Raw genomic sequence first — 21946 nt, 5'->3', positions numbered from 1 at the left:
GGGGTGAGCGATCGCTCCGTGCAGATGTCATGACACTACGGGCGCGGGCTGGGAGGGCGAAGCGAAACGGAAGGACCCGGGCTGATTCCCAGCACCGATGGTATTCACTATCTGAAATTCTAGTTGCGGAGGTTCCCATCGTGTCGACCATCGAGCACCGGCGTTTGCTGGTCATCACGCTCGCCACCCTCGTCGGGCTCGCCGGCGTGGTGGTGCTCGTCCAGGCGGCCCTGCCGCTGATCGCGGGGTGGGTGTTCCCGGCCGTGCTCGCCGCCGCCACCGCCGTCCTGCTCGTGCGCGGCAGGATGCTCGCGGCCGCGGCGAGCCCGGCGAGCGCCCGCCTCCTCGCCGGGTGGGCCGGTGTCACCTCGACCCTCGCGCTCTCGACCGGAGCGAGTCTCGCCTCGCTCGGAGGCGGGCTCGTCGTGCTCCTGATCGGCGTCATCGTGGTGAACGCCGGCCTCGCGCTCTGGTTCGGCTCACCTCTTCACTTCGCCGCCGTGCAGTGGCTCGGTCTCGGCTGGGCCGTCCTGGCCCACCTGGCCGGCGTCGCCCCGGTGGCGGGCCTCGTGCTGGCGCTCGCCGGGCTGTGGTGGACGGGCCGCGTCGGTTTCTCCCGGGTCGTCGTCGTGTCGACCACGGTGCTCCTGCCGGTCACGGCGGCCCTGCTCGTCCACCCGCTCACGCACTCCGGCGTCGCGGTCGACGGGGCCGACGTCGCGACGGTCGCCGGCTTCACCGCACTCGCCCTCCTCCTCGCGGGCCGCGTCACCGACGTGGCGGCCCCGCCCCGCCTCTGGCCGACCGTCCGGACGACGGCCTCGGTCGCGTCGCTCGCCATGATCGTGCTCGGCGGCGTCCCCGCCGTGGCGGTCGCGCTCACCCCGGCTTCGCCGTGGCCCGGTCTCCTCGTGGGCGCCTCGGCCGTGTGCGCGGCCGTCGCCGTCGCCGCGCTCTCGCGTCTGCGATCCGGAGCCGTCCGGGCGCTGGAGCACGCGGGCCTGCTGTGGGCCGTGGTGGCGGTGACCGTCGTCGCGGGGCCGGTCGTCGGATCCTGCGCCGCCTGCCTCGCGATCGCGGCGCCGATCGTCGTGGATCTGCTGCTGAGGCGCGTCGCCGGAGCGGCCGTCGTCGTCCGCGTCGCGGTCCTCCTCGCGGTGGGGGTGGCCGCCGTCGTCGTGGTCGATCCGGGCGTCGTCGTGTCGGTGGTCGTCCTCGGGGCGACGGCCGCGGCGTCCTGCGCCCTCGGGCTCCGGTGCCTCTCGACCGAGCCGACGATCGTCCGCCCGCTCGCCGCCCCGACGACCGGGGGTGTGGCGTGAGCGCTCCGTCCCGTCGCCAGTTCCTCGCCGGAGGTGCCGGGATCGCAGGAGCCGCGGCCGCCGTCTCGGCGGTCGCCGCGACCCGCACTCCCATCGCCCGCACCGTCGCGGCCGGCCCCCGACGCGAACCCCTCGACACGGACGCCCTCGCGCGCGAGACGGAGTACGACTACGTGGTGGTCGGGGCGGGTGCCGGCGGGGGGCCGCTGGCCGTGCGCCTGGCCGAGGCCGGGTACTCCGTGCTCGTCGTGGAGGCCGGGCCCGCGTCGACGTCGCGCGACGTCTACGAGGTCCCGGCCTTCCACCTCTTCGCGTCGAGCGATCCCGAGATGAGCTGGGACTTCTTCGTCCGCCACTACTCCGATGCCTCGAAGCACGGCTCGGCCTTCGTCAGGGAGCGCGACGGCGTCCTCTATCCGCGCGCCTCGACCCTCGGCGGCTGCACGGCCCACCACGCGATGCTGATGCTCGCGCCGGAGAGCGACGACTGGGACTCCATCGGCCGAATCACCGGCGATCCCTCCTGGAACGCCCTCGCGATGCTGCCCTTCCAGCGACGGGTGAGGGAGTGGTTGTCGATCGAGGACTCCCCGGCATCCCTGCTGGCGGCCGACCCGGTGCTCTCGCGCCTGGTCGTCGCCGCGTCGGCCTCGACCAGCGGCCTCTCGGCGCCCGCGACGGCGGTCGACCTCGTGCACGGTCGCGTCTCGGGCACCCTCCTCGACCCCAACGACGAGGCGAGCGTCGAATCCCTCCGCGAGGGCGTCACTCTCGTGCCCCAGTCGACCAGGGCGGGTCGCCGCTACGGAATCCGGGAGCGCCTCACGGAGGCGGCTCAGCGCCTCGGCACGGCGCTCTCGTTCCAGACGGACGCCCTGGTCGAGCGGGTGATCCTCGACGAGGGCGACGACGGCCGACCGCGGGCCGTGGGGCTAGACGTGCTGGTGGCGCCGCGCGCGTACGGCGCGAGCCCGCGGCATCGGCCCGTGGCTCCTGCGGACCGGGAGGGACTCCGTCGGCGCGTCCGCGCTCGCCGCGAGATCATTCTGGCGGCGGGTGCGTTCAACACGCCGCAGCTCCTCATGCTGTCCGGCATCGGCCCGGCGGGGCAGCTCCGACGGCACGGCGTCGAACCCGTCGTCGACCTCCCCGGCGTCGGGTCGAATCTGCAGGACCGCTACGAGATGACGGTCGTGACCGAGTTCGACCGGCCGTTCGCGGTGCTCCAGGGCAAGACCTACGGGGCGCCCGGCGATCCGGGACTGGCCCAGTGGCGGTCGGGGGACCCGAACGCGCTCTACCGGTCGAACGGGATCCTCGTCGGCGTCAAGGAGAAGGTCGCGGGCGGGACGGAGCACCCGGAGATCTTCCTGTTCGGATCGCCGTCGAGCTTCACCGGCTATCGCCCCGGTTTCGCCGAACAGGGTGTCGCGGGCGGCGACCACTTCACCTGGGCGGTCGTGCGCGGCTACCAGTCGAGCATGCGCGGGAGCGTCCGGCTGGTGTCCGCCGATCCCACGGTCCCGCCGGCCATCGACTTCGGCTACTTCGACGACGGACGGGGCGGGCCCGCGAGCGAGCGGGACCTCGCCGCCGTCCGGCAGGGTTTGGCCCGCGCGCGCGACATCAATCAGCGGGCCAGGAGTCTCCGGTTCGCCGACGCCGCGACCGATCGCGAGGTGTATCCCGGCCCGGAGGTCGTCTCCGACGCGGACCTCGACGCGGTCATCGCCCGCGACGCCTGGGGACACCACGCCAGCTGCACGGCGCGGATGGGGGCCGACGGCGATCGGATGGCGGTCCTCGACTCGAAGTTCCGCGTGCGCGGGGTGGCCGGTCTGAGGGTCGTCGACGCCTCGGCGTTCCCCCGCATCCCCGCCCTGTTTCCGCTCATGACGATCTTCGCGGCGTCGGAGCGGGCGGCGAGCGAGATCATCGCCGACGCGGTGCGGGTGGACCGCACGCGAGCCGGTCGGGCCCGACACGGCGACGCGACACCCCCCGCCGGGCATCCTGCGCCGGCCGATCCCCGAGGAGGAGAACGATGACGGCCCCCGAACGCCTTGCCGAGACCGACCTGCCCACCGAGTGCGAGGTGGCCGTCGTCGGATCCGGCTTCGGTGCCGCCGTCGCGGCCGCGCGCCTCGCACCCCACGTCGACCGCGGCGGGCTCGTCGTCCTCGAGCGCGGCCGGGAGTGGGTGCCCGGCGACTTCCCGGCCGACTTCGTGTCCGTGCGGTCCGCTGTCCGCACGAGGCGGAACCCCCTGGGCCTGTTCGACCTCTCGCTCGGCGCCGACATGGACAGCCTCGTGGCGAGCGGCCTCGGCGGCGGCTCCCTCATCTACGCGAACGTGCTGCTCGAACCGCGCCCCGAGGTGTTCGCCACCGGGTGGCCCGGCGGCATCGACTCCGAGTCGCTCGCGCCGTGGTTCGACCGGGTGCGCGAGATCCTGCGTCCCGAGGTCTCGGTCGACGAGCAGGATGCCCGGGGCGGCCCCCGCACGGTGCCCGGCTCGCTCCGCGGCTCCGGCTTCGACCCCGCCGCGACGTCCGCCGACGTCCACGGGCGCGCGGCCGAGCACCGCCCCCGCTTCGCCAAGGTGGAGGCGTTGGAGGCGCTCGCCGCGGCTCGGGGGACCACCACCACGAAGGTGCCCGTGGCGATCAACCTCACCCGGCCGGAGGGGCCGAACGAGCACGGTGTCGTCCAGCCGCGGTGCACCCTCTGCGGCAACTGCATGACCGGCTGCAACGTCGGCGCCAAGACGACGATGCGCGCCAGCTACCTGCCCCGGGCGCACGCCGACGGGGCCCGCCTGGTGACGGGGGCGGAGGTGACGACCGTGACGCCGTCGTCCCGCCCGGGTCGCCGGTGGTGCCTCACCGGGACGCGCCACGTCGTCCGGGGCGGTCGTGTCGTCCCGCGTCGGTTCGAACTCCACTGCGACGTCGTCGTGCTCGGCGCGGGCTCTCTCGGAACGACGGGCATCCTGCTGCGCAGCCGCGACAGGGGTCTCGACCTCTCCGCGGCGCTGGGCGACCACTTCTCGGGCAACGGCGACTCGCTCGCGGTCGCCTACAACTCGAGCGGTCGGCGCACCGGGCTCGGCGCCCGCGACGCCTTCGCCCCCGAGTTCGAGACGGGGCCGACCATCACCGCCATGGTCGATCTCCGCACGTCGGAGGGCGGCCACCTGGTCCAGGACGGCGCGGTGCCCTACGGCCTGGCCGAGGCCCTCCGCCGGATCCTGGGCGCCCGGTTCGCCCTCCAGCGCGACGAGAAGGTGTGGTGCGACCTGCGAGGAAACGGCTGCCCGCCCGGGTGCGGTGCCCTGGAGCACTCGCAGGTCTGGCTCGCCATGGGTGCCGACGGGGCGAGGGGGCGGATCACCCTCGACCGCCGCGGCCGCCCCCGCGTGGCCTGGCGGGGTTCGGGGCATCAGCGGATCTTCGCCGAGCAGGCCCGGGACGTCGCGCTCCTCAGCGAGAACACCGAGGCCCGGCTCGTCGCCAACCCGCGCCACGCTCTCCTCGGGCGCGGCCGTCCCTCGTACACACCGGTCACCGTCCACCCGCTCGGCGGTGCCGTGACGGCCGACTCGGTGGAGCGGGGCGCCTGCGACTCCCGCGGGCGGGTGTTCACCGGCGACGGGCGCGTCCACGCGGGTCTCTACGTGACGGACGGGGCTCTCTGCCCGACGTCGACCGGGGCGAATCCGTCCCTCACGATCGCCGCCCTCGCGGAACGGAACGTCGATCACCTGATCCGGGACGATCTCGCGCGACTCAGGGCCGAGCGATGAGCCGCCGACGGAGCGCCGCGCTGGCGCTGCTCGCCCTGGTGGCCGTCATCGTCCCGGTCGTGCCGTCGATCGCCCCGCCGGGCGGCGTCGACGCGCGGGGCGTCGTCCTCCGGCCCGCGCCCGACTCCGTGGTCGACGGGCTCCTGACCGGAGACCTGTCCGTCCCCGATCTCGGAGCCGGCGCCCACCGCGTGCGCGTCGGCGTGGTCGAGCCGCGCCACGAGCCCGTCGCCGACGTGCTCTTCCTGCACGGCCACGCCGACCGGCTCGACAACCATCCCGCGCTCTTTTCGGCCCTCCGCGACGCGGGGGTGCGAGTCGTCTCGTTCGACCTGCCCTCCCACGGGCTGACCGACGCCGGGGCCATCGATCTCTGGAGCGTGGACGACCTCGCCCGTCTCGCCTCCCGCGTGGACCGCGCGACGGCGCCGGCACCGGGTGGCTCGCGTCCGCTCATCCTCGCGGGCTGGTCGTTCGGCGGCCTCGTCGCGACGCGCATCGCGCAGGATCCGCGCCGCCTCGCCCTGTTCGACCGCCCCGTCGCCGGGCTCGCGCTCGAGGCACCCGCGCTGGCGCCCCGCGCCGCGGCCGGTGGCGACGGCGTCTCGCGGCTCCGCGCGCTGACCCACGACCTCCGAGCCCCGGTCGCGGGGCCGCCGAGTCCGCCGTCGCCGCTCCAGGATCCCGTGTTCGCCGGGCGCCTGCTCCTCGAGGCCCAGATCGCGTCGGCTCGTCCACTGCCACCGGGGCTCCCGACGCTCGTCGAGCTGAGCGACCCCGACGACGACCTCTACATCGACCCGAGCGCCGTCGCCCGGTGGGCGGACGGCGTGGGCGCGTCCGCGGGAGCGAGCATCACGGTCCGCGCCTGCCCCGGCGCGCGCCACGGCCTCGACTTCGAGTCCTTCCCCGTCGGCGACGCCGTGCGCTCCGACGTCGTCGACTTCGTGACGGCGGTCGCCTCCGGGCGAGCGCAGTCCCTGTCCGTCGGGGAAGGCGGTGCCTGCCGATGACCACGCGATTCCGAGAGCGGATGGTCGGTCCCGTCGCACGCATCCTCGGGGCCCCCGCCGTCGATCTGCCCGAGCGCGGCGACGTCCGCGGCGACGACATCGTCGAGCTCGCCCGCGGTGCTGCCCTGGCGCCGTTCGACGACGCGCCGGCCCTCCTCGACCTGGACCGCCTCCTCCTGCGACTCGACGCCCTGCCGGATGCGCGCGACGGCTACCGGGCGACCGTCGCCGAGGGCCTCATACGAGGTCTCGGGCACGGGATCGACGGCCCCGTGGTCACGGGCTTCGCGGACCTCCTGCCGCGGACCGGCCCCTCCGAGCGTCGCATGTACTACCGGCTCGTCTGCGGCACCGATGCCACCGCTCGGCACGTGATCGAAGGGGTGAAGGTCGTCCGGGGCGGTTACGCGCGGGCCTGGTCCGAGACCACGACGCTCTTCACCCGGGTGTCGCGAGCGGACGAGCACGCGTCGGCGGCGCTGCTGAGGAGGCCGGATCGGGCGGCGGAGGGTCTCGTGCCCGTCAGGGCGGGCATCCTGCGGATCCGTCCCGCCGATCTGGCGCGGCAGGTCGCGAGCATGCGGGGCGGTGTCCCGCGCTTCCTCGTCGGATTCGCCGTCCGGCTGCGCCGCGACTGACGCGTCGCTGCCGTCACCGATGCTTCACGTCGAGACGGGGCGGGCGAGAATCCAGGATGCCCGGAGGTAAACTCGATCGTCCCCCTCCCCTGCCCGAAAGAAGTCCTGTGACGGCCCCTCAGCTCGACGCGGCAGCCGACGCGCGCTACTGGCCGGTCCCGCTCCTCCGGGCCGTGCCGCTGGTGGCGATGGGACTCGTCATCACCTTCGTCAACGACCACTCGACGTCGATCGGCCTGCAGGTCTTCGGGATCGCGGCCATCGTCGCGGGTGCCCTGCTGACCTTTTTCTCGGGCCGCTACCTCGTCGATCCGGGTTCGCGGTCGCTGTCGATCGTCCAGGGCGTCGTGTCTCTGGTGCTCGGCGTCGTCGCCATCGCGCTGCGCAGCGGGGGCATCCCCGCCCTCGTCGGCGTCGTCATCGCGTGGGGCGTCCTCACGGGATCGCTCGAGATCGTCATGGGGCTGCGTCGCCGTCGACGCAGCTCGCTCGCGCGCGACTGGATCGTCGTCGGCGCGCTCACGCTCGTGCTCGTGCTGAGCTTCGTGCTGACGCCCTCCGGTTACGCCAAGGAGCTCGGCGGCATCGAGAAGATCCAGGGCACGCTGACGTCGTCCACCATCCTCGTCGGATTCCTCGGGGCCTACGGCGTCCTCGTCGGGGTCTTCCTCGTCATCCAGGGGCTCTCCCTCCGGTGGCAGACCGGTGCGGCCGACGAACGGCCCGCCGCGGGCGAACCCACGATCGACGGAGCGCACAGGCCATGACGACACCCAGCAGACACGAGCGCATCCGTCCGGCCGAGCTCCTCGGGCTCGCCGCCGTCTTCAGCGTGTTCACCGGCCTCATCGTGATGCTCGCGACGCGCGAGATCCGTATGGCCCTGATCTTCCTGCTGATCGCCTTCATCGTGAGCGTGGTCGTCCTGGCCATGCTGACGCTCGCCGCGAAGCCGAACGCCGAGGAGCGTCACGAGATCCGCGACGAGAACGGCCGGGTCAAGGGCATCCTCGAGGACGACGACGAGGGGCCGCGCGGCCACTGAGCCCGAACGGCCCCTGCGCCCGCACGGCCACTGCGCCCGCTAGGCGCCTGGCAGGTACCCGACCAGCGACGCCGCGACTCCCGTGTAGTCACCGGGGGTCAGGGTGCGGAGGCGGGCCTTGGCCTCGTCGCCGATGTCGAGCCCGTCGACGAACGCGACCAGCTCCTCCTGCCCGACCCGGCGGCCGCGCGTGAGCTCCTTGAGCATCGCGTACGGGTCGGAGATCGACGAGCGGCCGGCCGTGATCTCGGCGCGGATGACGGTCTGGATGGCCTCGCCGAGGACCTCCCAGTTGCCGTCGAGGTCGCGGGCGAGCGCCTCCGTGTTGATGGCGATCTCGCCGAGTCCGCGGCGAATGTTGTCGAGCGCCAGGAGCGAGTGGCCGAAGGCGACGCCGATGTTGCGCTGGGACGACGAGTCGGTCAGGTCGCGCTGCATCCTGCTCGTCACCAGGGTCTCGGCGAGCGAGGAGAACAGCGCCGACGAGATCTCGAGGTTCGCCTCGGCGTTCTCGAACCGGATCGGGTTGATCTTGTGCGGCATCGTCGACGAGCCGGTCGCTCCCGCCTGCGGGATCTGCGTGATGTAGCCCATCGAGATGTAGGTCCAGATGTCGGTGGCGACATTGTGCAGGATGCGGTTGGCGTGGGCGACCCGCGAGTACAGCTCGGCCTGCCAGTCGTGCGATTCGATCTGCGTGGTCAGCGGGTTCCAGGAGAGACCGAGACCCTCGACGAAGGCCCTCGAGATCGCCGGCCAGTCGAGGTCCCCGGCCGCGACGACGTGCGCCGAGAACGTGCCGGTGGCACCGGAGAACTTGCCGAGGAACTCGGTGCCGACGATCTGCTCGCGCACGCGGCCCAGGCGGTGCGCGGTGACCGCGAACTCCTTGCCGACGGTCGTCGGGGTGGCGGGCTGGCCGTGGGTGTGCGACAGCATCGGGGTCTCGGCGTGCTCGCGGGCGAGGTCGGCGAAGAGGGCGATCACGCTGTCGAAGCGGGGGAGCCACACGTCGAAGACGGCCGACTTCACCACGAGCGCGTAGCTGAGGTTGTTGATGTCCTCCGACGTGCAGGCGAAGTGGGTGAGCTCGGCGATCGCGTCGAGGCCCAGGTCGGCCAGGCGCGCACGGACGTAGTACTCGACGGCCTTGACGTCGTGGCGGGTGGTCGCCTCGAGGGCGGCCAGTTCGTCGATGTCGCTCTGGCCGAAGTCGGCGACGACCCAGCGGAGGGCCGCCTTCTGGTCGTCTTCGAGCGGGCGGGATCCGGCGAACGAGCGGTCGGTCTGCTCGATCAGCCATTCGACCTCGACGTGCACGCGGGCGCGGTTGAGCCCCGCCTCGCTGAGGTGCTCGCCGAGGTCGGCGACGGCGGGGAGATACCGACCGTCGAGGGGGCTCAGGGGCTGCTGCGGAAGGCTCATTGGAGGGATCCCTGTCGTAGTGCTGGTTCGATCTGCCGGAACAGCGCCGTGGAGGCCCGTTCGACCAGGTCGAGGACGGTCTCGAACATGGCGGCATCCGAGTAGTAGGGATCGGGGACGTCCGTTCCGCCGACGTGCGGACCCGCGTCGACCTCGCGCCCCCTGTCGAAGCTCCGCAGGAGCTGGACCTTGATGCGCTCGGACTCGCTGGGCGCCCACGACTTCAGAATGCGCTCCTGGCCGCGATCGAAGACCACCACGAGGTCGTGGCGGGCGAAGTCCGCGGCTTCGAACTGCCTCGCCCGGTGCCGCGACCCATCGTAGCCGCGGTTCGCGAGGGCCTCGATCGTGCGGGAGTCGGCGTGCTCGCCGACGTGCCAGTCGCCCGTGCCGGCCGACGAGACGGCGACGCGCTCGCCGTAGCCTGCGCGCTCGACGAGCGAGCCGAAGACGATCGCCGCCATGGGGGAGCGGCAGATGTTGCCCGTGCAGACGAAGACGATCCGGAAGAGCGGTGGTTCGCCGGAGACCGAGGAGTCGTCGTCGAGGTCCATGGTCCGTCTTCCAGCAGCATCGGGTCGGGAGGGCGGCTCCGCCGCCGGGGTGGTCAGCGGCGCGTGGCGACGGTGCCGAAGAAGGGCCGCAGGACGATGCCGATCAGCCAGGCGAGGATCGCGAGGACGAGGGCCCCCAGGATGCCCCAGCCGAAGTTGTCGACGGTGAGGCCGAAGCCGATGATGCCCGACACCCCCGCCACGACCACGAGCAGCAGGCCGTTGACGATGAACGAGATGAGGCCGAGGGTCAGGATGTAGAGCGGGAACGCCACGATCCTGATGACGGTCCCGACGATGCCGTTCACGAGACCGAAGATGAACGCGACGAGGAGGTACGTGAGGACCGTCGGCACGACGGTGCGATCCCCGAACGCCGTCACGTGCACGCCGGAGACGAGGTAGGTCGTGAGCCAGAGCGCGAGAGCGTTGATGACGAGCCGGACGAAGAAGCGCATGGCGACCACTATGCCGACTCGGCGGCCCGGGTGGTAGCCCGTACTCTTGTCGGGTGACCTCTCCCGTGCGTCTCCGCCCCGAAATCGCCGCCCTCCCGCCCTATCGGCAGGGTCGGCAGGCGGCCGCCGACGCGTTCAAGCTGTCGTCGAACGAGAACCCCTTCGATCCGCTCCCGGCGGTCGTCGAGGCACTGCGCGGTGCCGTCGACCTTAACCGCTACCCCGACGCCGGAGCCACGGCCCTCCGCGAGGCGCTCGCCGCGCGGATCGGGGTCGACGTCGACGAGGTGCACGTGGGGGCCGGATCCGTGTCGCTCCTGTCCCAGCTCCTGCTGGCCGCCGCCCAGGTCGGCGACGAGGTCGTCTACGCCTGGCGCTCGTTCGAGGCCTACCCCGGTCTCGTGACGGTGACCGGCGCGACCAGCGTGCAGGTTCCGCTCCTGCCCGACGGCCGGCACGACCTCGATGCCATGGCCGATGCGGTCACCGACCGGACCCGCATCGTCCTGGTCTGCTCGCCGAACAACCCGACCGGCGAGATCGTCACGACGGCCGAGGTCGAGGCGTTCCTCGCCCGCGTGCCCGAGACCGTGCTCGTGGTGCTCGACGAGGCGTACGCCGAGTTCGTGACCGACGAGTCGGCCGTCGACGGGCTGTCGCTGACCGAGAGGCACCCCAACCTCGTCGTCCTGCGGACCTTCTCGAAGGCCTACGGCCTCGCGGGGCTCCGGGTCGGCTACGCCGTCGGGCCCGCCTACGTGCTCGATGCCGCCCGCTCCACCGCGATCCCGCTCTCCGTCACGGCGATGGGGCAGCAGGCCGCCCTGGCGTCCCTCGAGCACGAGGGCGAGCTGCTGGAGCGCGTCCACCGCATCGCCGTGCTCCGCGACCAGATCTGGCAGGCGCTCGTCGACCAGGGCTGGAACCCGCCGCGCGCCCAGGGCAACTTCATCTGGCTGCCCACGGGCGAGGACACGGCCCGCGCCGTGACGGTCTTCGAGCGGGCCGGCATCGTCGTGCGCGCCTTCGCTCCGGAGGGCATCCGGATCAGCATCGGCGAGTCCGCTTCTGTCGACAAACTCCTAGGAGCCGCGCAGGAGGTTGTCCGAAGCCTCCAGGAATCCGGCTCCTGAGGGGTAATAGGCTCGACCCCATGTCTGAAAGCGCACCGGGGCTCTCCGCCCCCGTCCAGGCCCCGCCAGCGGGTCAGGCTCCTCCCGCCGGTCAGGCTCCCACCTGGGGAGCGGCCACCGAGGCGACGGTCCAGCTCCTCGACGCCGCCGGAGCGCTCGTCGAGAACGACCGGACGGCCGAGTTCCTCCCCGTCGTCGAGGTCCTCGACGACGACACCCTCCGGCAGTTCCACCGCGACATGGTCCGCACGCGGCGCTTCGACGACGAGGCCGGCAACCTCCAGCGTCAGGGCCAGCTCGCCCTCTGGGTGCCGAGCCACGGCCAGGAGGGCGCCCAGGTCGGGTCGGCCCACGCCGCCCGCCCGCAGGACCACCTCTTCCCGTCGTACCGCGAACACGCCGTCGGTCTCGTCCGCGGCATCGACCCGGTCGACGTCGTGCGGCTCCTGCGCGGCACCACCCACGGCGGCTGGGAGCCCTCGGAGCGCGGCAACTTCCACCTCTACACGCTCGTGATCGGCTCGCAGACGCTCCACGCCACCGGCTACGCCATGGGCATCGCCCTCGACGGCGACCACGCCTCGGGCGACCCCGAGCGCGACCAGGCCGTCGTCGCCTACTTCGGCGACGGTGCGACGAGCCAGGGCGACGTCAGCGAGGCGCTCGTCTTCGCGGCCAGCTACCAGACCCCCGAGGTGTTCTTCCTCCAGAACAACCAGTGGGCCATCTCGGTCCCCGTCGCGACGCAGTCCCGCACGCCGCTCTACAAGCGCGGCGAGGGCTTCGGCATCCCGTCCACGCAGATCGACGGCAACGACGTGCTCGCCGCGTACGCCGTGACCCGGCGCGACCTCGACGCGGCGCGCGCAGGAGGAGGGCCCCGTTTCATCGAGGCCCTCACCTACCGCATCGGAGCTCACACCACCTCCGACGACCCGACGAAGTACCGCACCGACGCCGAGACGCAGTCGTGGATCGCGCGCGACCCGATCACGCGCTTCGAGGCCTACCTCCGGAGCCGCGGCGCGGGCGACGCGTTCTTCGCGGAGGTCGAGGCCGAGGCCCGCGACCTCGCGGCCGACGTCCGCCGCCGCACCCTGGCGCTGGAGCGTCCCTCCAGCGACCTCATGTTCGATCACGTCTATTCCGAGGAGCACCCCCGGATCACCGAGCAGAAGGAGTGGCTCGCCAACTACGAGTCGTCCTTCGGAGACAGCGAATGACCGACACGATCACGACCGCGCCCGCCGCGGCTCCCGCCACCACGGGCGTCGAGACGATGCCCCTCGGCCGCGCCATCAACGCCGGCCTCCGCAAGGCCATGGCCGACGACCCCCGCGTGATGCTCATGGGCGAGGACATCGGCACGCTCGGAGGCGTCTTCCGCGTCACCGAGGGCCTGCAGCAGGAGTTCGGCGCCAAGCGCGTCCTCGACACGCCGCTCGCCGAGTCCGGCATCGTCGGCACCGCGATCGGCCTCGCCATGCGCGGCTACCGCCCGGTGATCGAGATCCAGTTCGACGGCTTCATCTTCCCCGGCTTCGACCAGATCACCTCGCAGCTCGCGAAGCTCACCAACCGGCACGAGGGTTCGCTCCGGATGCCCGTGGTCATCCGGGTGCCCTACGGCGGGCACATCGGCGCGGTCGAGCACCACCAGGAGAGCCCCGAGGCGTACTTCGCGCACACCGCCGGGCTCCGCAGCGTGAGCCCGTCGACCCCGCACGACGCCTACTGGATGATCCAGGAGGCCATCGCCTCCGACGATCCCGTCATGTTCTTCGAGCCCAAGAGCCGCTACTGGCCCAAGGGCCCGGTCGACTTCGCCCGCCCCGGCGTGCCCCTGCACGCCAGCCGCGTGGTGCGCGTCGGCACCGAGGTCACCGTCGTGGGGCACGGCGCGATGGTGAGCGTGCTCCTGCAGGCCGCCGAGATCGCCGCCGAGGAGGGCATCAGCATCGAGGTCGTCGACCTCCGCTCGCTGTCGCCCCTCGACTTCGATCCCATCCTCGCGTCCGTCCGCAAGACCGGCCGCCTCGTCGTCGCGCAGGAGGCACCCGGCAACGTCAGCGTCGGCTCCGAGATCGCCGCGACAGTCGCCGAGAAGGCGTTCTACTCCCTCGAAGCGCCCGTGCTGCGCGTCAGCGGCTTCGACGCCCCCTTCCCGCCCGCCAAGCTCGAGGCCGTCTACCTGCCCGACGCCGACCGCGTGCTCGAGGCCGTCGACCGCGCCCTCGCCTACTAGGAGACCCCTTGTCGCCCACCAGCACCAGCAACGAGTTCCACCTCCCCGACGTCGGCGAAGGCCTCACCGAGGCCGAGATCGTGGAGTGGAAGGTCGCGCCCGGCGACACCATCGAGGTCAACCAGGTCCTCGTCGAGATCGAGACGGCCAAGTCGCTCGTCGAACTCCCCTCGCCGTTCGCCGGCACCGTCGACGAGCTGCTCGTGCAGTCCGGCCAGACGGTCGACGTGGGAGCGCCGATCATCCGCGTGTCCGGCGGTGAGATCCCCCGCACCCCGGCAGACGAGATCCTCGAGTCGGAGGAGTTCGAGGAGCCGCCCGTCGACGACGGCGCCGGAGCCGTCCTGGTCGGCTACGGGACGACCGGTGGCCACGTGGTCACGCGCCGCCGCCGCCCGAGCAAGGGCGAGGCCGACGCCCGGGTCCAGCGGGTCGCCGCCGAGAAGCGCCAGCGCCCCTCCAGTGTGCCCGCCGCCTCCGCCCAGCCGATCGTGGTCAAGCCGCCCATCCGCAAGCTCGCGAAAGACCTCGGAGTCGACCTCGCCACCGTCGAGCCGACCGGCCTCGCGGGTGAGACGACCCGCGACGACGTCATCCGCGCCGCCCGCCAGGCGAGCGTCTTCCACAACATCGAGACGCCCGAGTGGGGCGACGAGCGCATCGAGCGCATCCCCGTCAAGGGCGTCCGCAAGGCGATCGCCACCGGCATGGTCCGGAGCGCCTTCACCGCCCCGCACGTCAGCCTCTTCGTCGACGTCGATGCGACCCGCACGATGGAGTTCGTCAAGCGGCTCAAGAACTCCGCGCAGTTCGCCGGGGTCAAGGTGTCGCCGCTCCTGATCATGGCGAAGGCCGTCATCTGGGCCGTGCAGCGGAACCCCACCGTCAACTCCGAGTGGACCGACGACGAGATCCTCGTCCGCCACTTCGTCAACCTCGGCATCGCCGCGGCGACGCCCCGAGGCCTCATCGTGCCGAACGTGAAGGAGGCCCAGTCGATGTCGCTCCTGCAGCTCGCCCAGTCCCTGGAAGACCTCACGCTCACCGCCCGCGACGGCAAGACGCAGCCCGCCGACATGGCCGACGGCACCATCACCATCACCAACATCGGCGTCTTCGGGATGGACACCGGCACCCCGATCCTCAACCCCGGCGAGGTCGGAATCGTCGCCCTCGGAACGATCAAGCCGAAGGCGTGGGTCGTCGACGGGGAGGTGCGCCCCCGCATGGTGACCACGATCGGCGCGTCGTTCGACCACCGCGTCGTCGACGGCGACGTCGCGTCCCGCTTCGTGGCCGACGTCGCGAGCGTTCTCGAGGAGCCGGCGCTGCTGCTCGACTGAGCCGGTTCGGGCCGCTGCCGCCGGTCGCACGGTGCGCGCGAGACTCCACGACGCGCTGCTCGTGTTCTCCGGGCCGCGGCGTGTCGTGGAGTCTCGCGGGAGCGGCCCGTTCTCCCACCGGCCGTAACTCCACGACGCGCTGCTCATGTTCTCCGGGCCGCGGCGTGTCGTGGAGTCTCGCTGGAGCCCGGCGTTGGCCAGTCGGCCGAGACTCCACGATTGGCGCTTTTTCGTGAAAGTGAGCGGCGTGTTGTGGAGTCTCGCGGGAGCGAGGAGCGGGAGCGGCGACCAGCAGGAGCCGCAGCGCCGGCTACACCAGGCCGTGCTTGTACGCGTAGATGACGGCCTGCACGCGGTCGCGCAGCTCCAGCTTCGCGAGCACGCGCCCGACGTGCGTCTTCACGGTCGACTCCGACAGGAACAGCTCCGCCGCGATCTCGGTGTTCGAGAGGCCGCGGCCCATGGCGACGAGCACCTCCTGCTCGCGGTCCGAGAGCGGCGTCGCGGCGGCGGGAGCCGCGGCCGTCGCGGGTAGGCGCCCCCGGTACAGCTCCAGCATCTTCTGCGTGATGCGGGGCGACACGATGGCCTCGCCGCCCGCCACGGTGCGGATCGCCTGCACGAGGTCGGCGGGCGGGGCGTCCTTGAGGAGGAAGCCGCTGGCTCCTGCGTTCAGGCCGCCGAAGGCGTACTCGTCGAGATCGAAGGTGGTCAGGATGATGACGCGCGTCTCGGGCGAGTCGCGCGTGATGAGGCGCGTGGCCTCGATGCCGTCGAGCCCGGGCATGCGCACGTCCATCAGGATCACCTCGGGCCGGAGCTCCGCCGCCCTGGCCACCGCGTCGCCCCCGTTCGTCGCCTCGCCGACGACGCGCAGCCCCGGGGTGGCGTTCAGGACCATGGCCATGCCGGCCCGGATGAGGTCCTGGTCGTCGACCAGGAGCAGGGTGATGTCGCTCATCGTTCTCCTTCGGCGGTTCGGGGAAGCGTCACGCGGAGGCGCCAGCCGGAGCCGTCGCTCCCGAGGGGCCCGGCCTCGACGCTCCCACCGTAGAGGGCGGCGCGCTCCCGCAGGCCGATCAGGCCGCGACCCGATCCCACGGAGGCCTGGGGTCCGGGGAGGAAGCCGTCGTCGGTCACGACGATCTCCGCACCGGCCGTGAAGTCGAGCTGCACGAGCACGCGGGCGGGCTCCTTGGCGTAGCGGAGGGCGTTGGTCAGAGCCTCCTGCACGGACCGGTAGACGAGCAGCTGCACGCCGTCGTCGTCGGGCGGAGTGCCGGTCGTCCGGATCGCGACCGGCAGCCCCGCGGAGCGGTACGTCTCGACGAGGTGCGCGAGGTCCGCGAGGGTCGGCTGAGGCGTGAGGTGCGAGGTCTCGGCGGGGGCGTCCTCGTCGCGGAGGACACCGAGCAGACGCCTCATGTCGCGCAGGGCGTCGCGGCCCACCTCGCCGATCTGGGAGACGGCGCGGCGTGCGGCGTCCGGATCCTGCTCGGCCACGGCGTTCGCCCCGTCGGAGAGCCGCACCATCACGCTGAGCCCGTGCGCGACGACGTCGTGCATCTCGCGGGCGATCCGTGCCCTCTCGGCGGCGGTCGCGAGCTGAGCCTGCTGGTCGCGCTCGCGGGCGAGCTGCTGCGCCCGCAGGATGAGGGCGTCGAGGTAGCGCCGCCTGGCTCCGATGTTGATCCCGAACAACAGCGCGAACAGCAGCAGGATCAGCAGGCCGGGGGCGCCGATCGGGTGGTGCCCCGTGAGGAGCGCCGCGAGCAGGAACGCCCCGTAGGCGACGGCCGCGCCGATCCACGCCGCGATGGCGCTGCGGTAGACGGCCACGGCGTAGATGGCGGCGACCGTCGGCGCCCCGAGGGTCGTCCCCACGGCGAGCGTCAGGACCACACCGCACGCGATGACGACGCCGAGCGTCAGCAGGGGCCGCGACCTCCGCCACAGCAGGATCCCCGCCGCCACGACCGGCACGGCGAAGAAACCGTGCACGAGCCAGTCCGCGCCCGGAAGCCCGGCCCCGGTGTCGATGGACTCGACGTAGCCGGCGACCAGCGCCGCGATCGCGATGATCACGTCGGCGAGCCGGGCGTGCCGCATCCAGAAGCGGCGCACGACGCCGGGCGGCCGGGGCAGGCCGTCTCCGACGAGGTCCGCGAGAGCAGGATCCGCGGGCAGAGCCCACAGCGCCGGTCGCGCTCTCTCCACGGGCTGCTCGGTCACGGTGTCGACGGTACCTCGTCCGCTCGCCCGCCCCGCCAGGTCGGTACCGGCGGGGGAGTCGGGCGGCACCGGGGTGCCACGGGCCGGGGCTCCTGCGTGCTTTTGACAATCATTATCGTTTAGGGCTACCGTCGAGACGTCTCCACGACCCGACTTAGATGGACACCCCATGAAGCTCCGCTCCGCCGCCACGGCCCTCGCGATCCCCGTCCTGGCCGCTCTGGCACTCACCGGCTGCTCGGCCTCGACGCCCGGCGCCGGCGCCTCGTCCGGAGGCCCGATCCGCGTGGTCGCCTCCACCAACGTCTACGGCGACATCGCGTCGACGATCGGTGGCGGTGCCGTCACGGTGACGAGCATCCTGAGCGACCCCAACCAGGATCCCCACGGCTTCGAGGCCGACGCCCGGACGCAGCTCGCGATCTCGAAGGCGCAGATCGTCGTCGAGAACGGCGGCGGCTACGACGACTACGTCGACACGATGCTGGCGTCGACGTCGTCGAAGGCCACCGTCGTCAACGCCGTGAAGCTCTCCGGCTTCCCGACCGGCGGCGACTTCAACGAGCACGTCTTCTACGACTACCCGTCGATGATCAAGGTGGCCAACGCCGTCGCGGCCGATCTGGCGAAGATCCAGCCCTCGAAGGCGGCGACGTTCTTCGCGAACGCGCAGACCTTCAAGACGGCGCTCGCGAAGCTCCAGAACGAGACGATCGCCCTCAAGGCGGCCCACGAGGGCGAGAAGGTCGCCTACACGGAGCCGGTGCCCGGCTACCTCTTCGACGCCATCGGTCTGGTCGACGAAACGCCGGCCGCGTTCTCGAAGGCCGTCGAGGAGGGGTCGGACGTGCCTCCTGCCGCCCTCAACGACACCCTCTCGCTGATGAAGGGCCGTGCGGTCCGTCTCCTCGCCTACAACGAGCAGGCCTCGAGCCCGGAGACCACGCAGGTCGAGGCCGCGGCGAAGAAGGCCGGCGTCCCGGTGGTCCCCGTGACCGAGACTCTTCCCCAGGGTGACGACTACGTCTCCTGGCAGCAGGCGAACATCGACGCCGTGTCGTCCGCGCTGTCGAAGAGATGACGATCGCGGGTGACGCCGACGTCGTCCTCCGGCTGCGGGGCGCGGCGCTCCGCTTCGGCGAGCGGGAGCTCTGGAGCGGCCTCGACCTCGACGTGCACGCCGGAGAGTTCGTCGCCGTCCTCGGGCCGAACGGCGTCGGCAAGACGACGCTCCTGAAGGCGATCCTCGGCCAGCAGGAGCTCTCCGCGGGCACCATCGAGTTCCTCGGCCGACCGATCCGGCGCGGTCACCGCAACATCGGCTACATCCCCCAGCAGCGGCTCATGGAGTCGGGCACGCCGCTCCGCACGCGCGACATGATCGCCCTCGGGGTGACCGGCCACCGCTACGGACTGCGCCCTGAGACCCGCCGGGAGCGCGAGCTGATCGACTCGCTGGTGACCGAGGTCGGTGCGTCGGCCATCGCGAAGGCGCCCGTCGCGTCGCTGTCGGGCGGCGAGCAGCAGCGCGCCCGCGTCGGCCAGGCCGTCGCCTCCGGCCCGTCGTTGCTGCTCTGCGACGAGCCCCTCATCTCGCTCGACCTCCGCCACCAGCGCGGTGTCACCGACCTGATCGACCGGCAGCGCAGGAGCCTCGGGGCCGCGGTCCTCTTCGTCACCCACGACGTCAATCCCATCCTCGACGTCGTCGACCGGGTGGTCTACATCGCCGGCGGCCGCTTCACCATCGGGACCCCCGACGAGGTCCTCCAGGCGGACGTCCTCTCCGAGCTCTACGGCACCCAGGTCGACGTGATCCGGACCCTCGGCCGGATCGTCATCGTCGGCAGCACCGAGAGCGGCCACTCGCACGACCACTTCGAGCACGGCCACCACGGCGACGACGGCCTCGATCCCGACCCGGAAGGACCGATCCGATGATCGACGTCGCCCTCGCGACCTCGCTGACCGATCTCGGCAGCGTGTTCTCGCACATCCTGTCGTTCCAGAACTTCGGCGAGCTCGTCGTCCTCGTGCGCAACTCGATCTTCGCGGGCGCCCTGCTCGGCATCGTCGGCGGGCTGATCGGGCCGTTCGTGATCACGCGCAACCTCCCCTTCGCCGTGCACGGCATCAGCGAGCTCTCGTTCGCCGGAGCCTCGATCGCCCTGCTCATCGGAGTGAACGTCGTCACGGGGTCGCTCGTGGGGAGCGTCGTCGCCGCGCTGCTCATCGGGCTGCTCGGCAACCGGGCGCGCGAGCGCAACTCGATCATCGCCGTGCTGATGCCCTTCGGGCTCGGGCTGGGCATCCTGGCGCTCGCCCTCTACCAGGGGCGCGCCGCCAACAAGTTCGGGCTGCTGACCGGACAGATCGTCTCCGTCGACAACCCGCAGCTCGGGGCCCTCCTCGTCATCTCGCTCGTCGTCATCGTGACGCTGCTCGTCGTCTGGCGTCCACTGACCTTCGCGAGCGTCGACCCGGACGTCGCGGCCGCGGCCGGCATCCCCGTGCGGACGCTCTCCCTCGTCTTCATGCTCGTCCTGGGTCTCTCCGTCGCGGTGAGCGTACAGATCGTCGGCGCCCTCCTCGTGCTGTCGCTGCTCGTCACGCCGGCCGCCGCCGCGCTCCGGCTCACGGTGTCGCCGCTCTGGGTGCCCGTCCTGAGCTGCGCGTTCGCCCTCGTGTCGGTCGTGGGGGGCATCCTGCTCGCCCTCGGTGGCGGCCTGCCGATCTCGCCGTACGTCACAACGATCTCGTTCACGATCTGGCTGGTCTGCAGGATCCTCGGCGGACGCCGCGAGAAGCGCGGCCTCGCCCGGGCCCGCGCCCGCGAGGTACGGTTGGCGCCGTCGGCATCGGAGGTCTCGTCGTGAAGCGCAACACCTGGCAGCGGGAGGCGGTCCGCACGGCCCTGTCGTCGTCCGAGGCGTTCGTCAGCGCGCAGGTGCTGCACTCGCACCTGCGCGACGCCGGCTCGTCGATCGGCCTCGCGACCGTGTACCGGGCGCTGTCGTCGCTCGAATCGGAGGGGGAGGCGGACACCCTCCAGCAGGACGGCGAGAGCCTCTACCGTGCCTGCACCCCCGGGACGCACCACCACCACCTCATCTGCCGGACCTGCGGCACGACGGTCGAGATCTCGGCCGATCCGGTGGAGTCGTGGGCTCAGCGCGTCGCCGCCGAGAACGGCTTCACGGAGGCGCACCACGTGGTCGACGTGTTCGGCACCTGTGCCGCGTGTGCGGCGGCGTCAGCCTGACGGCTGGTGCCGACGGCAGGATGCTGGGCGTGCGGCTGGTGGGCTGTCCGGGCAGCGTAGGAGCGACTTGCCGGAGCCGGGCGCGTCGCGTAGTCTTGACCGCTGGTTGAGTGCTATCTGCGCTCATGTGCGCCGAACCCCTGGCTTCGTCGAGAATCTCACGATTCCCGTGAGGGGTGACGCGCGCCGACAAGTGACCTTGGGTAGGCGCTGAGTGTCCTCTGCGGACGCGACGCTCCTACGGTATCTACGGAGGAAAACCATGGCAGCAACCTGCCAGGTGACCGGAGCCGTTCCCGGCTTCGGACACAACATCTCGCACTCGCACCGACGCACCAAGCGTCGTTTCGATCCGAACGTCCAGAAGAAGACCTACTACGTGCCTTCGCTGCGCCGTAACGTGACCCTGACGCTCAGCGCCAAGGGCATCAAGGTCATCGACGCACGCGGCATCGAGCGCGTCGTCAAGGACATCCTTGCTCGTGGGGAGAAAATCTAATGGCGAAGAGCCAGGACGTTCGTCCGATCATCAAGCTCCGCTCGACCGCGGGCACCGGGTTCACGTACGTGACCAAGAAGAACCGTCGTAACAACCCCGACCGTCTCGTGCTCAAGAAGTACGACCCGATCATCCGCAAGCACGTCGAATTCCGCGAGGAGCGCTAAACATGGCAAAGAAGAGCATGGTTGCCAAGAACAACCAGCGCAAGGAGATCGTCGCGCGCTACGCCGCGAAGCGTCTCGAGCTCAAGAAGGCGCTCATCGACCCGAACGGGACCGACGAGAGCCGCGAGGCCGCCCGCGTCGGCCTCCAGAAGCTCCCCCGCAACGCCTCGCCGGTCCGCGTCCGCGGTCGCGACGCGATCGACGGCCGTCCCCGCGGTTACCTCAACGAGTTCGGTGTCAGCCGTGTCCGCTTCCGCGACATGGCTCACCGTGGCGAATTGCCGGGCATCACGAAGTCTTCCTGGTAGGTTCTGAGGCGGTTCCACAGGGTTTTCGACCCCGTGGCGGTGCCTGAGAGGTCGCACCCGAGACGCACCGCCGCGAGGCGGGGTTCTGCAGGAGCGGCCCGACGGGCACCGGACCGCACGAACGTCGCGAACGCGACGGGCGTCCAACTAAGCATGTGCTTCCAAAAAATCGTGTCCGAGGAGGACAACTTATGGCTGACAAGTCACTGAACCGCACCGAGCTCGTCGCAGCTGTCGCTTCCGAGTCCGGCCAGAGCCAGGCCGCCGTCAGCGGCGTCGTCGACGCGCTCTTCTCCGTCGTCTCCAAGTCGGTCGCCGACGGCACCAAGGTGACCATCCCGGGCTGGATCGCGTTCGAGAAGACGCACCGCGCCGCTCGTACCGGCCGCAACCCGCAGACGGGTGAGGCGCTCGAGATCGCCGCCAGCGACAGCGTCAAGGTCAGCGCCGGCAGCAAGCTCAAGGCTGCCGTCAAGTAGTACAGCTTCTCCTCGAGG

Annotated in this window: 24 protein-coding genes; 19 read left to right on the top strand and 5 right to left on the bottom strand. The window is 71.6% G+C overall.

Annotation, left to right across the window (positions count from 1 at the left end; genetic code table 11):
• The first annotated feature begins 140 nt into the window (after positions 1-140).
• From AS850_RS15110 to AS850_RS15075, 7 genes are all read left to right on the top strand, one after another.
• The gene (locus AS850_RS15110) at positions 141-1322 is read left to right on the top strand and encodes a hypothetical protein (protein ID WP_119869864.1); all 1182 of its coding nucleotides are present in this window, start codon (positions 141-143) and stop codon (positions 1320-1322) included.
• A complete protein-coding gene (locus AS850_RS16595) occupies positions 1319-3370 on the top strand; it encodes a GMC family oxidoreductase (protein WP_164088481.1) in 2052 nt (683 codons plus the stop codon). Before AS850_RS15110 ends, AS850_RS16595 begins: the two co-directional genes overlap by 4 nt.
• On the top strand, positions 3367-5127 hold the full coding sequence (locus tag AS850_RS15095) for a GMC oxidoreductase (RefSeq protein ID WP_119869862.1): 1761 nt from the start codon (positions 3367-3369) through the stop codon (positions 5125-5127). The genes AS850_RS16595 and AS850_RS15095 overlap by 4 nt, the downstream gene beginning before the upstream one ends.
• On the top strand, positions 5124-6140 hold the full coding sequence (locus tag AS850_RS15090) for an alpha/beta hydrolase (RefSeq protein WP_119869861.1): 1017 nt from the start codon (positions 5124-5126) through the stop codon (positions 6138-6140). The genes AS850_RS15095 and AS850_RS15090 overlap by 4 nt, the downstream gene beginning before the upstream one ends.
• On the top strand, positions 6137-6778 hold the full coding sequence (locus tag AS850_RS15085) for a hypothetical protein (protein WP_123955550.1): 642 nt from the start codon (positions 6137-6139) through the stop codon (positions 6776-6778). Before AS850_RS15090 ends, AS850_RS15085 begins: the two co-directional genes overlap by 4 nt.
• Before the next feature lie 107 nt (positions 6779-6885).
• Positions 6886-7545 carry a hypothetical protein gene (locus tag AS850_RS15080; protein ID WP_119869859.1) on the top strand — a complete coding sequence of 220 codons (660 nt, stop codon included), beginning with the start codon at positions 6886-6888 and terminating at the stop codon, positions 7543-7545.
• Positions 7542-7823, top strand: a complete 282-nt coding sequence (locus tag AS850_RS15075; protein ID WP_216819785.1) for a hypothetical protein — start codon at positions 7542-7544, stop codon at positions 7821-7823. Before AS850_RS15080 ends, AS850_RS15075 begins: the two co-directional genes overlap by 4 nt.
• A gap of 39 nt (positions 7824-7862) precedes the next feature.
• Here AS850_RS15075 and purB read toward each other — a convergent pair whose 3' ends face one another.
• The 3 genes from purB to AS850_RS15060 are packed head-to-tail and all read right to left on the bottom strand — an operon-like array spanning position 7863 to position 10260.
• Positions 7863-9248, bottom strand: coding sequence for an adenylosuccinate lyase (purB, locus tag AS850_RS15070; RefSeq protein WP_119869858.1), 1386 nt, complete (start codon positions 9246-9248; stop codon positions 7863-7865).
• Positions 9245-9802: a low molecular weight protein-tyrosine-phosphatase gene (locus AS850_RS15065; RefSeq protein WP_119869857.1), complete on the bottom strand. Its 558-nt coding sequence runs from the start codon at positions 9800-9802 to the stop codon at positions 9245-9247. The genes purB and AS850_RS15065 overlap by 4 nt, the downstream gene beginning before the upstream one ends.
• A 53-nt stretch (positions 9803-9855) precedes the next feature.
• Positions 9856-10260 carry a phage holin family protein gene (locus tag AS850_RS15060; RefSeq protein WP_119870365.1) on the bottom strand — a complete coding sequence of 135 codons (405 nt, stop codon included), beginning with the start codon at positions 10258-10260 and terminating at the stop codon, positions 9856-9858.
• A gap of 53 nt (positions 10261-10313) precedes the next feature.
• On the opposite strand from AS850_RS15060, the gene AS850_RS15055 reads away from it, so the two are divergent.
• Genes AS850_RS15055 through AS850_RS15040 form a run of 4 tightly spaced genes read left to right on the top strand, consistent with a single transcriptional unit; the run spans position 10314 to position 14981 of the window.
• A complete protein-coding gene (locus tag AS850_RS15055; protein WP_236940758.1) occupies positions 10314-11393 on the top strand; it encodes a histidinol-phosphate transaminase in 1080 nt (359 codons plus the stop codon).
• A 20-nt stretch (positions 11394-11413) separates the two neighbouring features.
• A complete protein-coding gene (locus AS850_RS15050; protein ID WP_119869856.1) occupies positions 11414-12616 on the top strand; it encodes a thiamine pyrophosphate-dependent dehydrogenase E1 component subunit alpha in 1203 nt (400 codons plus the stop codon).
• The gene (locus AS850_RS15045; RefSeq protein WP_119869855.1) at positions 12613-13638 is read left to right on the top strand and encodes an alpha-ketoacid dehydrogenase subunit beta; all 1026 of its coding nucleotides are present in this window, start codon (positions 12613-12615) and stop codon (positions 13636-13638) included. The genes AS850_RS15050 and AS850_RS15045 overlap by 4 nt, the downstream gene beginning before the upstream one ends.
• Before the next feature lie 8 nt (positions 13639-13646).
• Entirely contained in the window at positions 13647-14981 is a 1335-nt protein-coding gene (locus AS850_RS15040) for a dihydrolipoamide acetyltransferase family protein (RefSeq protein ID WP_119869854.1), read from the top strand.
• Positions 14982-15291: 310 nt separating this feature from the next.
• On the opposite strand, the gene AS850_RS15035 is transcribed toward AS850_RS15040, so the two are convergent.
• Positions 15292-15942 carry a response regulator gene (locus AS850_RS15035; protein ID WP_119869853.1) on the bottom strand — a complete coding sequence of 217 codons (651 nt, stop codon included), beginning with the start codon at positions 15940-15942 and terminating at the stop codon, positions 15292-15294.
• A complete protein-coding gene (locus AS850_RS15030) occupies positions 15939-17213 on the bottom strand; it encodes a sensor histidine kinase (RefSeq protein ID WP_164088480.1) in 1275 nt (424 codons plus the stop codon). The genes AS850_RS15035 and AS850_RS15030 overlap by 4 nt, the downstream gene beginning before the upstream one ends.
• A gap of 169 nt (positions 17214-17382) precedes the next feature.
• On the opposite strand from AS850_RS15030, the gene AS850_RS15025 reads away from it, so the two are divergent.
• From AS850_RS15025 to AS850_RS14990, 8 genes are all read left to right on the top strand, one after another.
• Positions 17383-18294, top strand: a complete 912-nt coding sequence (locus AS850_RS15025) for a metal ABC transporter solute-binding protein, Zn/Mn family (RefSeq protein WP_119869851.1) — start codon at positions 17383-17385, stop codon at positions 18292-18294.
• Positions 18291-19154: a metal ABC transporter ATP-binding protein gene (locus tag AS850_RS15020; protein WP_119869850.1), complete on the top strand. Its 864-nt coding sequence runs from the start codon at positions 18291-18293 to the stop codon at positions 19152-19154. The genes AS850_RS15025 and AS850_RS15020 overlap by 4 nt, the downstream gene beginning before the upstream one ends.
• Entirely contained in the window at positions 19151-20089 is a 939-nt protein-coding gene (locus AS850_RS15015; RefSeq protein WP_119869849.1) for a metal ABC transporter permease, read from the top strand. The genes AS850_RS15020 and AS850_RS15015 overlap by 4 nt, the downstream gene beginning before the upstream one ends.
• Positions 20086-20475, top strand: a complete 390-nt coding sequence (locus tag AS850_RS15010; RefSeq protein ID WP_119869848.1) for a Fur family transcriptional regulator — start codon at positions 20086-20088, stop codon at positions 20473-20475. The genes AS850_RS15015 and AS850_RS15010 overlap by 4 nt, the downstream gene beginning before the upstream one ends.
• A gap of 262 nt (positions 20476-20737) precedes the next feature.
• Complete coding sequence (gene rpmB, locus AS850_RS15005; RefSeq protein ID WP_119869847.1) at positions 20738-20974, top strand: 50S ribosomal protein L28; 237 nt, start codon at positions 20738-20740, stop codon at positions 20972-20974.
• Complete coding sequence (gene rpmG, locus AS850_RS15000) at positions 20974-21141, top strand: 50S ribosomal protein L33 (RefSeq protein ID WP_119869846.1); 168 nt, start codon at positions 20974-20976, stop codon at positions 21139-21141. Before rpmB ends, rpmG begins: the two co-directional genes overlap by 1 nt.
• Positions 21142-21143: 2 nt before the next feature.
• Positions 21144-21449 carry a 30S ribosomal protein S14 gene (gene rpsN, locus AS850_RS14995; protein ID WP_119869845.1) on the top strand — a complete coding sequence of 102 codons (306 nt, stop codon included), beginning with the start codon at positions 21144-21146 and terminating at the stop codon, positions 21447-21449.
• Between the two features lie 191 nt (positions 21450-21640).
• A complete protein-coding gene (locus AS850_RS14990; RefSeq protein ID WP_119869844.1) occupies positions 21641-21928 on the top strand; it encodes an HU family DNA-binding protein in 288 nt (95 codons plus the stop codon).
• Positions 21929-21946 lie beyond the last annotated feature (18 nt).

The sequence above is a fragment of the Frondihabitans sp. 762G35 genome, from assembly GCF_002074055.1.
Classification (GTDB): Bacteria; Actinomycetota; Actinomycetes; order Actinomycetales; family Microbacteriaceae; genus Frondihabitans.
The sequence above is the reverse complement of the archived record's forward strand: the minus strand, read 5'-3'. Positions and strand labels throughout refer to the sequence as shown.